This window comes from Pseudomonas sp. SDO5522_S412 (assembly GCF_054071215.1).
Genome location: NZ_JBSVWQ010000151.1, coordinates 1 through 13,783, shown reverse-complemented (window position 1 = coordinate 13,783; position 13,783 = coordinate 1). Strand labels below are relative to the sequence as shown.

The window sequence follows — 13,783 nt, the reverse complement described above, 5'->3', positions numbered from 1 at the left end:
GGATAAGTGGGGGAGGTAATACACTTTTTTGGAGAGAAATCCCGCTCCCACATTTGATCGCGTGTTACTTACTGATCTCAGCCACGTTGAACACCTGCTCCAGCATCGGATGGAACACATAACCCTTCACCGAATCACGCATCGGCAGGGTGTAGTTCTTCTGATAGAGGTAGGCGTATACGCTGTCCTTGAGCACGATCTTCTGGGCTTCCTGATACAGCTCGGTGCGCTTGGCCGTGTCGTTGTTGGCCGCCGCATCGCGAATCAGCTTGTCCACCACCGGGTTGCTGTAGAACGAACGGTTGCCCGGCAGGCCTTGCAGGGAGGAGTCGAACCAGAAGTTCATGTACATGTAGGGGTCGGAGAAGTCCGGTGCCCACGAGCCGATGGACACGTCGAAGTCACCCTTGCCCAGGCGCTCGCGCATGGTGGCGTTGGCCAGTTTTTCCATCTTCAGGTTGATCCCCAGCGGCGCCAGGCTGGCTTGCAGGGTCAGGCCGATGGATTCCCAGTCCGGGTCCTTGTCGGAGTACATGTAATTCAGGTTGGTGATTTTTTCCGGGAGTTTCTTCAGGTTCGCGCCCGCGCTGTCCAGGTCCTGTTTCATCAAGGGCAGGCTCGGGTCATTGGCCCACATGCCGGCGGGAATCGGCCCGTTCATCAACTTGGCCTGGCCCTTGAGGATGCCGTCGACAATGCCTTTGTAGTCCACCGCATCAACGATCGCCTGGCGCGCATTCTGGTTGTTCAGCGGGGCTTTCTGGTTGTTCAGGTACAGGTAGGTCACCCGCAGCGACGGGAATTCCTTGATCACCACGTCTTTCTTTTTGGCCAGGTTGGTGAGCTGGTCCTGGGGCATGTCTTCGGCGATGTCCAGGTCACCGCGTTCCAGTTGCAGGCGGCGTACCGAGGCTTCGCTGATGATCTTGATCACCACCTTGTTCAGCGCGGGCTTGGTGCCGGCGTAGTAGGTGTTGGGTTCCAGGGTCAGGCTCTGGCCTTTCTGCCAGTTGCTCAGGCGAAAGGCGCCGGAGCCGGCGGTGTGGGTGGAGAGGTAGGCGTTGACGTCGCCCTGTTTCACCACGTCCGGGTTGATGATGCCGGCGCCGTTATGGGCGAGGGTGTAAAGGAAGGGCGCGTAGGGCTTGGCCAGGGTGAAGCGCACGGTGAGCGGGTCGACCACGGTGACTTTCATGTCATCCGGGAACGCGCCCGACGGGCCTTGCTTGAGCTGCATCACGCGGTCGAAGGAGAACTTCACCGCATTGGCGTCGACCTCGGCGCCATCATCGAACTTGTTGCCGGGCTTGAGTTTGAAGTCCCACACCAGACCGTCGGCCGAGGTGGTCCAGCTGTCGGCCAGGTCGCCCTTGACCTCGGTGCTGCCCTTGCCGTTTTCGACTTTGTAGGCCACCAGCTTCTGGTACGCCGGGTACGTCACCGCCCAATCGTTGTTGTCGATGGTCACGGCCGGGTCGAGGGTTTGCGGGTCGGCGGCCTTGCCGATCATCAGGGTGTCTTTGGGCGCCGCGGCACTTACCGATTGCCACGCGCCCAGGCTCAGGGCGGCGCACAGCAGGGAGAGTGCGAGGGTCTTGCGGTTGCTTGGGGTCATGCCGGTTTCCTTGATTATTTAGAGGAAAAAGCGGGTTGGTTTATTTTTATGAAATCTATAACCGGGCAGTTGGAGCTAAAGGGTGCTGCTCATTATTGTGATGGTACGGTCCTTGTGATCAGTGTGACTCCTCAATTAGTGGGAAAAGTTCGGCATCCGGCAATTCGTAATGCCACCATTCGGTGGCAATCGCCTTGAAGCCGGCGCCAAGCATGATGCCCAGCAACAACAGGCGGTTGCGCTGCACCTGCGGCGGCAGGTCGGGGTAGAACTGGTGGGACTTGGGCTCCATGGCATCAAACGCCGTGCCCATATCCAGGGGTGTGCCGTGTTCATCAATCAGTGTCAGGTCGACGGCCACGCCGCGGGTGTGGTGCGAGCCCAGGCGTGGGTCGCGCACGTAGTCCGGGTTGGGCAGGGCCTGCCACAACAGTTGCTGGGCGTAGGCCGGGCGATAGGCGTCGTAGATCAGCAACGTCATGCCGGCCTGGCGTGCCAACAGGCTCGCCTTGCGCAGGCAGGCCGCCGCTTCGGTGTGCAGCAGGCAGCGGGTGTTGCGGTAGATCACGGTGCCTGCGAGGTTGTCGGCACTGGCGTAGATCAGGTCGACCTGTACCGGGTATTCCGGTGGGGCGATTTCTACCAATGGGCTGGTTTTCACTCAAAGATTTCCTTTCCAGGGTCAGGATTCGAACTGGCCGAAGGCCTGTTGCAGGGCGCGGTTTTTTGCCAGGCGTGTATCCAGTCGCTCGCCGTAGCGGTCAGCGACGGCAGACACCATCAGGTTGAACAGGCACGTCAGGGGCGCCATGGAGTCCCAGAACTGGCCGACATCGGTTTTCAGTTGCAGCAGGTCCAGGTCGTAGTCCCGGGCCCAGGGGCATTGCAAGTCAGTGATCAGCGCCAAGGGTAGACCCTGGGCGTTCGCGGTCTCGCAGAACGTGGGCGTGATGCTGGAATAGGCGCGGAAGTCCGCTGTGATGGCGTAGGGTTTTTCAAAGCCGGAGTTCAGGGTCTCGGCGTAGATCCCCGACAGGCCATCGACGTAATAGACCTTGGGACGGATGTATTCCAGGTGGCTGTGGAACGCATTGAGGATGCCCCGGGTGGACTGGATGCCGAGGATGAACACGGCGTCGGCGTCCACGATGTGCTGCACGATGTCGGCGAAACCCTGGCTGCGGGCCAGGCCGTATACATGCTGAATGGCTTCGATCTCGCGGTTGAGGGAACGGTCGAGGGCGTCTTCCTGATCGTTCTCCTGGCGAAACGCACCCAGGCGGTCGGTGATCAGCCAGGAGGCTTGCGGGTCGCCGCGCAGGCCTTGCTTGACGTCATCGAGGTTGCGATAACCCAGGGTTCGCAAGAAACGCCCCACTGAAATCCCGGTGGTGCCGGCTTGCTGGGCGATGCTGTCGGCGGTTTCGAACGGCAGCTGTTGCAGGTTGCCCAGCAGGTAGGTCGCGATGCGCTTGCCGGTGGGCGTCAGCGTCGGGAACTGCTGTTCCAGCGTGCGCTGGAAGCTGTTTTTATCCATGACGTTTTCGCGCAGGCCGGTCATTGATGTTACTCATGTTTCATGATTTTGATGTCTGTTATAAACATAACATCGGCAATCGCGATAACACAATGGCTTTTTTTGCACTGGGCGGGCAGGGGGGGACAAGCGGCGATCAAGGCCGCTGGGGTTTCACCGAAGTACCGAACGTATTGCCCATGCGCACACTGGTCGCTGCGGGTGTAGAGAGCCCGATCTGGTTCGGCTTGCGTTTGTCGATGGGCACCTGTTGCGCCTGCTGGTTCTTTTGCGTGGCCTTGGCGGCGTCCGGGTTGTTGCTCATCTGCTGGCTCAGGCAGCCATAGTCCGGTGCCTTGTAGCCATCCACGTTGACCTCGGTGCAGCCATTGGGCGTTCCTTCGGCGTGGGCCATCAGCGGCAGGGCAGCACACAGCAACAGGCTGGCGAGGGTCGGGAACAGGTTCATCGGTGCCTCCTGGCGAGCCCTGGGAAATGGGCCGGTATGGCTCAAAAGTGTAGTGCAGCGGACTGCCCGTCACCGTGATGTTTTTTTTGCTGGCACCGTAACATCAGGTTCATAAACTGGCCTCAGGATGACGGTTTTGTAGGCTATGTCGGACGTGTTGCGATGCTGAGCAGGGGGGCTTGGAGGCGCGCGGGCTGCTGCCTGGCTCTGCTGTTGGGGCTGGCGCAGACCGTGCGCGCCGAAGTGACCCTGGACCTGCCCGCGCAGAACCTGGATAGCGCCCTGCAGGCGTTCAGCCATGCCACCGGCATGGCGGTGCTGGTGGACCGCGAGTTGACCCGGGGCCGGCGCTCCATCGGCGTGCATGGCCGCTACAGTGCGCAGCAAGCCCTGGGCCTGCTGCTGACAGGGAGTGGCCTGATGGCGCGTTATGCCCGCAGCGATGCGTTCACCCTGCAAGTCCCCGAGGTCAGCCAGCCGGCCACGACGCGGGGGCTGAAGGCAGGGCATGCAGCACGGATCAACAACAGCTATGCCGCGGCCTTGCAGCAGGCGATCGAACGCAGTTTGTGCCGTTCGCCGCTGACCCGCCCCGGCAGTTTCCGGGCGCTGGTGCAGGTGTGGGTCAACGGTGACGGGGTGATCGAACACAGCCGCCTGGTCAGCTCCACCGGTGACCTGCAGCGTGACGAAGCGCTGGTACGCGGCCTGGGCGCCACCCGGGTCGAACGCCCGGCGCCCAGTTCGCTGCGCTTGCCGGTGACCTTACTTTTGATGCCCGATTCAACAGGAACACGCATGGAATGCACAGCAGGGGAAGGAGTTTCCGGGGCATGAAAGACACCGGCCACAGCATGATGGTCAGCCTGTTCCTGGCGTCCTACGAGGACTTCAAGGTACGCCTGCGCAAGCGCCTCGGGTCCGAGGACCTGGCCAACGACGTGCTGCACGAGACCTACCTGCGGGTCGACCGCATGGACGTACCGCCGAACCTGGCGCAACCCAATGCCTACCTGTATCGAATGGCGCTGAACATCGCCGCTGACCGACGCCAGGCGGATGCGCGACTGTTGACCGGCAGCGAAGTCGAAGAGCTGCTGCAGACCGTCGATGAAGCCCAGGACCCGTCGCGGGTGGTGGGTGGCCAGCGAGAAATCCAGTCGTTGCTCAAGGCCCTCTACGAACTGCCGGCGCGGCGGCGCCAGATCCTTATCGCGGCACGTCTGGAAGAGGCGCCACACCTGGAGATCTCCAGGCGTTTCGGGATTTCCACGCGCATGGTCGAAAAGGAAATCAAGGCCGGGCTGGGCCACTGTGCACAGCGCCTTGAAAGAAAAGTGATCCAGCGGTTCGGTCCCGGGGCCGGAAAACCGTCTTAGTGATTGAGTCCCTGATAATCCGTTGAGTACCTGCGCGCTTGAACATTTTTAACCTCTCCGCTGCCCGTGCTGCGCCCGATAGCCCCCTGCACGATGAAGCGCGTGACTGGCTGGTGCTGCTGACGTCGGGCCGGGCCACCGTTGCTGATGCCAAGGCGTTGCGCCAGTGGTGCGCCCAGAGCCCGGAGCATGCCCGGGCGTTCGAGCAGGCCAAGGTGTTGTGGCAGCAATTGGCTCCCGCCGCCGAGCAGTTTTCCCGGCCGCGGCATTTTGGGCGGCGGGCGTTTTTGGGCGGGGCGATTGCGGCGTCGGCGGCGGTGTTGATGGTGCGGGTGACGGTGCCGGGTGGGTTTGCCGGGTTGACGGCGGATTACCGCACCGAGGTCGGGGAGCAGCGGCGGGTGGAGTTGGGTGATGGGGTTCGGCTGGAGCTCAATACGCAGACGCGGATCAGCCGGCGTGAGGGTGGGATTGAGTTGTTGGAGGGGGAGGTCGAGGTGCTGGCCGATGCTGCGATGCCGCTTCAGGTTCAGGCGGGTGGAGGGTGGTTGAGTGCGGCTCGGGCGCGGTTCAATGTGCGCAATACGGATCACAGTGTGTGTGTGACGTGTATTGATGGGGCGCTGTTGGTGGGTGTTGGGGGGCGTACGGTTCGGCTTGAGGGTGGGCGGCAGCTGACTTATGACGCCAGCGGTGTGGGTGAGCCGGTGGCGGTGAACGTGCAGGCTGTGGTGGCTTGGCGGGAGCAGGTGCTGGTGTTTGACAATGCGACGCTGGCGACGGTGGTGGATGAGATCAATCGCTATCGGCCGGGGATGTTGCTGCTGATGAATGCGCAGTTGGGCAAGCGGCGGGTGCAGGCGCGGTTTAGTCTGCATCAGTTGGCGGGGGTGGCGCTTTTGATTCGCGATGCGTATGGGGCCAAGTGTACGGAGTTGCCTGGCGGTGTTGTTTTGTTGAGTTAGATCGGTGTGCATATCCGTTATTGGGGTAACGACCAGAGCGAAAACAGATCTGCTTTTCTGTGGGAGCGGGCTTGCTCGCGAAAAACCTGAGAGCGCCGCGTTCATCCAGAATGCCCGCGTCATCGTTAACGACCTTCGCGAGCAAGCCCGCTCCCACATTTGGACCGTGCCCGCTTTAGCTTTTCATTTTGCACTTCAACACTCAAGCCTAAGCGAGGAGCCGAGTGGTGGGGCAAGAGCGTTTTGCTTACTTTTGACTGGGCCGGCATTCCGGCTTTTCGAAAGTGAGCGGAACCCATATCAGCCATAACAAAAATAACGGATATGTACACCACCCCAAAAAGCCCTACCGCAAGGGCCCCAAAACCTGCCGATACCGCTCCACCCCCTGGCCCGTCTCCCGCACCAGAACCACCTCGATCCCCAGCGGTTCCTCCTGCCGATTCCCACTCAACTGCCGCCACCCCTTGTCCCAAACCCGCACCTGCAAATCCCTGACCTGCCCAAGCACCGCCACCGCATCCCGGGGCGCCGGCAGCGGATACCGATCCCGCGCCGGTGCAGCTGCCCGGTACAGCGTGTCGCCCTTGAGCCACCACCGCACCCGCTGCAACCCATCCCCAGGAACCGGCGCACTCCGGATCACCTCCAGCCGAAACCCCTTGCTGTCCGAACTCCTCACCGACACCGCCGCCAACCCGCCAGGCTTCGGCGCGTCTTCGCCAATCGGCGGCCCCAACTCAACCCCCGCGCGCAAGCTCACATCCAGCTGCATCTGGTTCAGCGCCCGCAACAACACCTCCGTCTGCTCACTGCTGGCCTGCAAATGCTGATCAGCCCGGGTCACACTGTCCAACCCGCGCCAGGCAATCACACTGACCACCGCCATCAACATGATCGCCACCATCACCTCGATCAGCGTAAAACCCTTCTGGTCACTCATGACTCACCACCCGCAACAACCCCGCCGCATCCCGTTGCAGGCTCAGGCTGTATTGCCCATCCGACAGCACCACCCGCACCGGCGGGCTCACCCATTCAGCATCCAGCACCAATGTTTTCCCGGGTTCGATGCGCACCTGCATCGGCGCACTGTCCCAGGCCCGCGGACGCAATTGCTGATCGCCGCTGAAGTTCTCCACTCCCAGCCCATCATCCGTCACGCGGCTGAAGCGAAATCCCTTGGCATCGGCTTTCCAGGTAATCGCCCGGCCATCGGCACGCGCCTCGGCCTGGGCCACCTGCAGCAATTGGCTCAAGCGTTCCGCGTCCTTGCGCAGCAGGTGCAGCGGATCAGGCTTGATGCTCAGGCTGATGGCCGCACTGGCGATGCCGATGATCACCAGCACCACCATCAACTCGATCAACGTGAAGCCCTGCTGTTTCATTTTTTGCTCCCTGATCAACCGCTGAAATAAAAAGGTGTGAATTGCCCTGTAGCCTGAGGCGACGGACAAACAGGAGGTCCCGCCCATGGCATTCATCCATCGTTTTTCACCCGCCCATGGCGTCCAGGCCTTGGCGTTGCTGGCGGCGCTGGCAGGGGTTGCGACCTGGACGCCGCTGTTGCTCACGTCGGCCGAGTCCCACACCCCGCAGGCCGCGCCCCAGGCGTTGGCGGCTCGCAGTGACAACCCCGCCGTGCAATGGTTTTCCAATACCCCGGCGGTGATGCAGGTCAAGGTCTCCGGGGTGCTTGCCGGGGCGCGTGGGGCGGTGGCGATCCTCAGTCTCAACGACGGCCCGCCCCGCAGCTTTTTGTTGGGTGAACGCCTGAGCCCCGGCGTGCGGCTGACGGCCATTGAAGGCGATAGCGTGGAGATCGAGCGCGGCGCGGAAAAAATCCGCGTGCCCCTCGACAAGTTGCCCGACGGGCCGGCGTTGCCAAGCCTCATTCGGCAGTAACCGGGCGCTTCACCGGCGGGCGCCCCAGCAGTGTCTCCAGGCGTGCCAGGGGGGGCGCTTCCCGGGTGGCGTCCAGCACCTGCACGCTGACCTGGAACAGGCGCCCATCCGGCCCGTTGCTGATGGTCTGTTCGCAACGCAGTTTCAGCCGGCCCTGGTCGCAGTCGAACGTCTTGCGCCCGGTGCTCACCCGACCTTCCAGGCGCAGTTCCGCCATCCGGCCCTGGGCTGCCAGCAGCGCCATCGACTTGTCCCGCAGCAGGCCGTTGCTGGTGGTCATCAGCCCGGCCACGCGTACCGCCGCCGCCATGGCCACGGCGATGATCGCCAGTGCCACCAACACTTCAATCAGGGTGAAACCTTGCTCGTTGCGGGGCCCGCCCATGGCGTACTCAAAACCGGGAAACAGGCCCGCAGACTAGCCCCGGGAGTTGACCGATTGGCGACCAAAGCTCCCGAGGATTTTCAACATGACTGACATGTGTTCTTGCAACACTGCGCCACGAAATGCACTCAAGCCAAGGAATGTCGACATGGATATCGCACACTTCACGTCAGCGCGCAGGCAGCGCGGTTTCACCCTGATCGAGATCATGGTGGTCGTGGTGATCCTGGGGATTCTGGCGGCGCTGGTGGTGCCCAAGGTGCTCGACCGCCCCGACCAGGCGCGGGCCACAGCGGCCCGGCAGGACATTGGCGGGCTGATGCAGGCCCTGAAACTCTACCGCCTCGACCACGGCTCGTACCCGAGCATGAACCAGGGCTTGAAGGTGCTGGTGGAACGCCCGGCCGATGCGAAAAACAGCAACTGGCGCGCCTACCTCGAACGCTTGCCCAACGACCCGTGGGGCAACCCGTATCACTACCTCAACCCAGGGGCCAACGGCGAAGTGGATGTGTTCTCCCTCGGCGCCGACGGGAAACCTGATGGTGACGGCGTGAATGCCGATATCGGCTCCTGGCAACTGTAAGGCCGGCGATGAACAGCCATTCGCCCCCAGCGGTGAAGCAGCGCGGCATGGCGATTATCAGTGCCTTGCTGATCGCGGCCGTGGTCGCGGTGATTGCCGGCGCCATGCTCACCCGGCAAACCGTATTCACCCGCAGCCTGGAAGCTGAACAACTGCGTATCCAGGGCCAATGGTTGTTGAATGGCGGCCTGGAAACCAGTCGCCAACTCCTGTGGGATGCGCGCCGTCAGGACGTGTTGACCCGGCTCGATCAACCGTGGGCACGGCCCCTCGGCGGTGCTTTCGAGGGGCGGATTGAGGATGAGCAGGGCAAGTTCAACCTGCGCAATCTGGTGACCCAACAACACCTGGACGCCGGGCAATTGCAGAGCTTCGAACGCCTGTGCCAGTTGATCGGCATCGAGCCGGCCGTGAGTCGCCGCATCAGCCGGCGAGTGATCGACTCATACGACCAGCGCGAGCTCGGCGCCTCGCTTACCGGCGGTTTCAACAGCAGCCGGGATACCTCGCCCGGTGCCGCCGCGCCATTGATCCCGGCCAAGTACCCGATGTTGCGCAGCCTCACCGACCTCAGCGGTATCGAAGGCCTCGACCCGCGCCAACTGCGGCGCATGGCGAGCTATGTCAGCGTGCTGCCCGGCAATACCTGGGTCAACGGCAATACCGCCAGCGCCGAGGTACTCAGTAGCGTGGTGCCGGGGCTCAGCCTGTCCCAGGCTCAGGCACTGGTGGCCGAGCGCGACGGCGGGCGCTGGTTTGTCAATCGCGGGGATTTCGTCAACCGGTTGCGCATGCCACAAGTCGCGGTGGACACGGTGCAGGTGGGGATCACCAGCGAGTGGTTTCGCGTGCACGGCCAGGCGCGCCGCGAGCAGCGTCGGGTCACGCTGGAGGCGTTGCTGTATCGCCCGGAAGACCGTCAGCCCCAGGTGATCTGGTCGCGGGTGGGCGTATGAAGCGTTTGCGCATCGGCTTGCCGCCGCTGGATGAACTCACCACCGAGAGCCAGGTGCAGTTCGCCTGGCTGGACCGCGCCGGGCAGGTCAGCCAGCAGGGCGAGGGCCGCCTGGCGCAATGGGCGAATACCCAGGCGGAGTGTTTTCTGCATCCACGGGACAGCTTGCTGACCAGCCTGGAGCTGCCGCAATTGCCCTCCGCCAAGGTCGACGATGCAGTGACCTGTGCGGCCCAGGCACTGATCCTCGGCCCGCTGGAATTGATGCATGTGGCCCACGGTCCACGGGACAGCAGCGGCCTGGTGCAGGTCGGCTGGTTGCCCAAAAGCAGCCTTGAGCACCTGGGCCGGATAACGACCCAGCTGAAAATCAAAGTGCGTGGCCTGTACCCGGCGCCCTACGCGCTGCCGGTCAGCGGGCCAGCGAGCGCGGCCTTCTGCGACGGGCATTTGCTACTGCGCCATAGCCTGCAGCAGGGCGCGGTACACCCTCTGGGGCAGCAGGCGCTGGATGACCTGCTCGCCACCGGTGTCGATGTGCTCCATGTGGCCGACGAGGCCCGTTGGAGCGGTACCGCGCCGGGCTGGGGTTTGCACGGTCGGCTCCAGCAGGCGGCAACCGGTGGCTGGGGCAGGGCGGCGGCCTGCACGGCGCTGGCGGTCGCCATCTGGGCCCTGGGCCTGAACCTCTACGCCGCCCGCCAGGTCGACGAAGGCCAACGCCTCAAGGCGCAGATGAGCCAGCAAGTACGCCAGGCCTTCCCCGAACTGCCGGTGATTCTCAACCCGCTGCAACAAGCCCGTCAGCAACTGGCCGCACGCCAGAGCGGCGCGGCGGCCGAACCTGGGCAGCGCTTTACCGGCTTGCTGGCGCTGGCGGGCAGCAGCCTGCCGTCCATGGCGGGCAGCGTCGAGAGCTTGAGCTACGAGCAAGGCCGCCTGCAGCTGAGCCTGCTGCCCGACGCCCGGACCCCGGCGCTGGCCGCTGACGCGCAGGCGCTGCTGGCCCAGGCCGGGTTCAGCGCCCGTCGCGACGACCAGGGCTGGACAGTCGGCCCGCTTACCGAGCGCGTTGAAGCCGATGCAGACGATGAGGCCGAAGATGAATAAGCGTTGGCAGCTTCTGCGCAGCCAGGCCCAGGTGTTCTGGAACGGCCTGGCCATGCGTGAAAAACGTCTGTTGGTGGGTGCCGGCCTGGTGCTGGCGGGCCTGCTGACCTGGTTGCTGTTGATCCAGCCACCGCTGAAGAAGATCGATTACTGGCAAGCCGAAACCCCGAAACTGCGCAGCCAGGCCGAGGCCTTGCAGGTGCTGCTGCAAGGCGTCGCCGCAGCCCCGCGCAGCAGTGACCTGGAAACCGCCTTGCACCAGTCCCTCGACAACGCCGGGTTGCAGGGCCGCTATCAATTGCAGCCGCAGGACACCGGCAGCTGGCGCCTGACCTTCGACGACGCCCCGGCGGACGCGGTGATCGACTGGCTGCTGGCCAACCCCCGGCCGCTCTCCCTGGAAGTCTCTGCGGCCCGCCTGCAACGTGCAGGCGAGGCCACCCCTTCAAACTCGGCCGGCACTTTGTCCGGGACCGTTCGCATGGATCAGGCGCCTGGCGCTAAGGAAGCTTCATGAAGTGGTCATTGCCCAACGCTGCGCCTTATCGCAAGGTCGCCCCTTTGCTCTTGTTGGCGCTGGGAGCGTGCAGCAACCCCCAATCCTCCGCGCCGTTGCTGGTGGACAGCGAGCTCGGCCAACCCCTGGCCGACACCCGGCGCAGCGGCGACACACCACTGGACCGCCAGCGCGAAACCGTGCCGCCACCCCGGGTGCAACACCCGGTGACCAACAGCGCCCGCAGCCATGGCGCCGCACCGGCCAGGGCGCGCAACCCGCTGGGTGATCAACCGGTACAACTGAACTTCGTCGACGCCGATATCCAGGCGGTGGTGCGCGCCTTGTCTCGCGCCACCGGCCAGCAATTCCTGGTGGACCCGCGTGTCAAAGGCAACCTGACCCTGGTCAGCGAAGGCCAGGTACCGGCGCACCAGGCCTACGACATGCTGCTGGCGGCGCTGCGTATGCAGGGCTTCAGCGTGGTCGACGTAGGCGGCGTGGCCCAGGTGGTGCCGGAGGCGGACGCCAAGCTGCTGGGCGGGCCGATCTACAGCGGCGCCAACCCGGGCGGGCAGGGCATGCAGACCCGCACCTTCCGCCTGCAATACGAAAACGCGGTGAACCTGATCCCGGTGCTGCGCCCGATCGTGTCGCCGAACAACCCGATCAACGCCTACCCCGGCAACAACAGCATCGTGATCACCGACTACGCGGAAAACCTGGCGCGGGTGGCACAGATCATCGACGGCATCGACACCCCGAGCGCCATCGACACCGACGTGGTGAAGGTGCAGAACGGCATCGCCGTGGACATCGCCGCCATGGTCTCGGAGCTCCTCGAAACCCAGGGCGCCGACCAGACCCAGAAGATCAACGTGATCGGCGACCCGCGCTCCAACTCCATCATCATCCGCGCCGGCAGCCCGGAGCGCACGGAACTGGCGCGCAACCTGATCTACAAGCTCGACAACGCCCAGAGCAACCCGAGCAATATGCACGTGGTGTACCTGCGCAACGCCCAGGCCGGCAAGTTGGCGCAGTCGCTACGGGGCTTGCTCACTGGCGAGAGCGACTCCGGTACCAGTGATAATGCCCGTGGCAAGTTGAGCAGCATGGGCGGCAACACCCAGGGTGGCCAGGGCAGTACCCAGAACAGCAGCGGCACTCCCACCGGCAGCGGCACTGTCCAGCCCAGTGGTTACGGGCAGGACACCAGCAGCACCGGAGCCTCTTCCCCTACCGACCAGAACACCGCGTTCAGCGCCGGTGGCGTGACGATCCAGGCGGACGCCACCACCAACACCTTGCTGATCTCGGCGCCGGACCCGCTGTATCGCAACCTGCGGGAGGTGATCGACATGCTCGACCAGCGTCGCGCCCAGGTGGTGATCGAGAGCCTGATCGTCGAAGTGGGTGAGGACGATGCCAGCGAGTTCGGGGTGCAGTGGCAGGCGGGGAACCTGGGCGGGAAGGGCGGCTTTGGCGGGGTGAACCTGGGGGGCAGCGGCTTGAATGGAACCCCCACCAGCAAGACCAGCATTGATGTGTTGCCCAAGGGTTTGAACATCGGGCTGGTGAACGGCTCGGTGGACATTCCGGGGATTGGCAAGGTGCTGGACCTCAAGGTGCTGGCCCGGGCATTGAAGAGCAAGGGCGGGACCAATGTGTTGTCGACGCCGAACCTGCTGACCCTGGATAACGAGGCGGCGAGTATTTTTGTGGGGCAGACGATTCCGTTTGTCACCGGCAGTTATGTGACGGGCGGCGGCGGCACGAGCAATAACCCGTTCCAGACGGTACAGCGGGAGGAGGTGGGGCTGAAGCTGAACGTGCGGCCGCAGATTTCCGAGGGGGGGACGGTGAAGCTGGATATTTACCAGGAGGTCAGCAGCGTCGACACGCGGGCTTCGGTGGATGCCGGGACGGTGACGAACAAGCGGGCGATTGATACGAGTATTTTGCTGGATGACGGGCAGATCATGGTACTTGGCGGGCTGTTGCAGGATGGGTATAGCCAGAGCAATGACGCGGTGCCCTGGTTGTCGGATATTCCGGGGTTGGGGGCGTTGTTCAGGAATGAAAAGCGCAGTGTGACGAAGACTAATTTGATGGTGTTTTTGCGGCCCTACATTATTCGTGATGGTGGGGCGGGGCGCAGTATTACGCTGAATCGCTATGAGTTTATGCGCAGGGCCCAGGGTGGGTTGCAGCCGGAGCATAGTTGGGCGATGCCGGATGTGCAGGCGCCGCAGTTGCCTTCGGTGGATAAGGCGATTCCCGGGGGGCAGGGGGTTAGGGCGGTGATTCGGGCGGTGCCGCGGTGATTTGGGTTTTGGATGGGGGGCATATCCGTTGCTGCGGTAACGGCCACCTATGGTTCCGCTCTTACAGCGGGTCAC

Annotated in this window: 16 protein-coding genes; 9 read left to right on the top strand and 7 right to left on the bottom strand. The window is 63.6% G+C overall.

What is annotated here, in order from left to right; genetic code table 11:
• Window positions 1-64: 64 nt before the first annotated feature.
• The 4 genes from ACW9I6_RS23635 to ACW9I6_RS23620 form a co-directional block, all read right to left on the bottom strand.
• On the bottom strand, window positions 65-1,615 hold the full coding sequence (locus tag ACW9I6_RS23635; RefSeq protein WP_087694902.1) for an ABC transporter substrate-binding protein: 1,551 nt from the start codon (window positions 1,613-1,615) through the stop codon (window positions 65-67).
• Between the two features lie 118 nt (window positions 1,616-1,733).
• Entirely contained in the window at window positions 1,734-2,276 is a 543-nt protein-coding gene (gene ddpX, locus ACW9I6_RS23630) for a D-alanyl-D-alanine dipeptidase (protein WP_177010053.1), read from the bottom strand.
• A gap of 21 nt (window positions 2,277-2,297) precedes the next feature.
• Entirely contained in the window at window positions 2,298-3,152 is an 855-nt protein-coding gene (locus ACW9I6_RS23625) for a MurR/RpiR family transcriptional regulator (RefSeq protein WP_102370248.1), read from the bottom strand.
• Between the two features lie 136 nt (window positions 3,153-3,288).
• On the bottom strand, window positions 3,289-3,600 hold the full coding sequence (locus tag ACW9I6_RS23620) for a hypothetical protein (RefSeq protein WP_177123651.1): 312 nt from the start codon (window positions 3,598-3,600) through the stop codon (window positions 3,289-3,291).
• A gap of 162 nt (window positions 3,601-3,762) precedes the next feature.
• On the opposite strand from ACW9I6_RS23620, the gene ACW9I6_RS23615 reads away from it, so the two are divergent.
• Genes ACW9I6_RS23615 through ACW9I6_RS23605 form a run of 3 tightly spaced genes read left to right on the top strand, consistent with a single transcriptional unit; the run spans window position 3,763 to window position 5,944 of the window.
• Window positions 3,763-4,437 (top strand): secretin and TonB N-terminal domain-containing protein, encoded by a 675-nt coding sequence (locus ACW9I6_RS23615; protein ID WP_087694899.1) that lies wholly within the window; start codon window positions 3,763-3,765, stop codon window positions 4,435-4,437.
• Entirely contained in the window at window positions 4,434-4,979 is a 546-nt protein-coding gene (locus ACW9I6_RS23610) for an RNA polymerase sigma factor (RefSeq protein WP_102605758.1), read from the top strand. The genes ACW9I6_RS23615 and ACW9I6_RS23610 overlap by 4 nt, the downstream gene beginning before the upstream one ends.
• A 38-nt stretch (window positions 4,980-5,017) precedes the next feature.
• Window positions 5,018-5,944 (top strand): FecR family protein, encoded by a 927-nt coding sequence (locus ACW9I6_RS23605; RefSeq protein WP_457339901.1) that lies wholly within the window; start codon window positions 5,018-5,020, stop codon window positions 5,942-5,944.
• Window positions 5,945-6,290: 346 nt separating this feature from the next.
• On the opposite strand, the gene ACW9I6_RS23600 is transcribed toward ACW9I6_RS23605, so the two are convergent.
• Together ACW9I6_RS23600 and gspH are read right to left on the bottom strand one after the other, a co-directional pair.
• Window positions 6,291-6,887, bottom strand: coding sequence for a type II secretion system protein GspJ (locus tag ACW9I6_RS23600; protein ID WP_087695372.1), 597 nt, complete (start codon window positions 6,885-6,887; stop codon window positions 6,291-6,293).
• Window positions 6,880-7,332: a type II secretion system minor pseudopilin GspH gene (gene gspH, locus ACW9I6_RS23595; RefSeq protein WP_457339900.1), complete on the bottom strand. Its 453-nt coding sequence runs from the start codon at window positions 7,330-7,332 to the stop codon at window positions 6,880-6,882. The genes ACW9I6_RS23600 and gspH overlap by 8 nt, the downstream gene beginning before the upstream one ends.
• A gap of 85 nt (window positions 7,333-7,417) precedes the next feature.
• On the opposite strand from gspH, the gene ACW9I6_RS23590 reads away from it, so the two are divergent.
• Complete coding sequence (locus tag ACW9I6_RS23590) at window positions 7,418-7,849, top strand: type II secretion system protein N (protein WP_457339899.1); 432 nt, start codon at window positions 7,418-7,420, stop codon at window positions 7,847-7,849.
• Here ACW9I6_RS23590 and gspI read toward each other — a convergent pair.
• Window positions 7,836-8,234: a type II secretion system minor pseudopilin GspI gene (gene gspI, locus ACW9I6_RS23585; RefSeq protein ID WP_008431408.1), complete on the bottom strand. Its 399-nt coding sequence runs from the start codon at window positions 8,232-8,234 to the stop codon at window positions 7,836-7,838. The genes ACW9I6_RS23590 and gspI overlap by 14 nt on opposite strands.
• Before the next feature lie 148 nt (window positions 8,235-8,382).
• Between gspI and gspG the strand changes: the two genes are divergently transcribed.
• The 5 genes from gspG to gspD are packed head-to-tail and all read left to right on the top strand — an operon-like array spanning window position 8,383 to window position 13,708.
• The gene (gspG, locus tag ACW9I6_RS23580; RefSeq protein WP_003218660.1) at window positions 8,383-8,820 is read left to right on the top strand and encodes a type II secretion system major pseudopilin GspG; all 438 of its coding nucleotides are present in this window, start codon (window positions 8,383-8,385) and stop codon (window positions 8,818-8,820) included.
• A gap of 8 nt (window positions 8,821-8,828) precedes the next feature.
• A complete protein-coding gene (gspK, locus tag ACW9I6_RS23575) occupies window positions 8,829-9,776 on the top strand; it encodes a type II secretion system minor pseudopilin GspK (RefSeq protein WP_457339898.1) in 948 nt (315 codons plus the stop codon).
• Window positions 9,773-10,885 carry a type II secretion system protein GspL gene (gspL, locus tag ACW9I6_RS23570; protein ID WP_457339897.1) on the top strand — a complete coding sequence of 371 codons (1,113 nt, stop codon included), beginning with the start codon at window positions 9,773-9,775 and terminating at the stop codon, window positions 10,883-10,885. Before gspK ends, gspL begins: the two co-directional genes overlap by 4 nt.
• Window positions 10,878-11,402 carry a type II secretion system protein GspM gene (gene gspM, locus ACW9I6_RS23565; protein WP_214498955.1) on the top strand — a complete coding sequence of 175 codons (525 nt, stop codon included), beginning with the start codon at window positions 10,878-10,880 and terminating at the stop codon, window positions 11,400-11,402. Before gspL ends, gspM begins: the two co-directional genes overlap by 8 nt.
• On the top strand, window positions 11,399-13,708 hold the full coding sequence (gspD, locus tag ACW9I6_RS23560) for a type II secretion system secretin GspD (RefSeq protein WP_102607526.1): 2,310 nt from the start codon (window positions 11,399-11,401) through the stop codon (window positions 13,706-13,708). Before gspM ends, gspD begins: the two co-directional genes overlap by 4 nt.
• The last annotated feature ends 75 nt before the right edge of the window (window positions 13,709-13,783 follow it).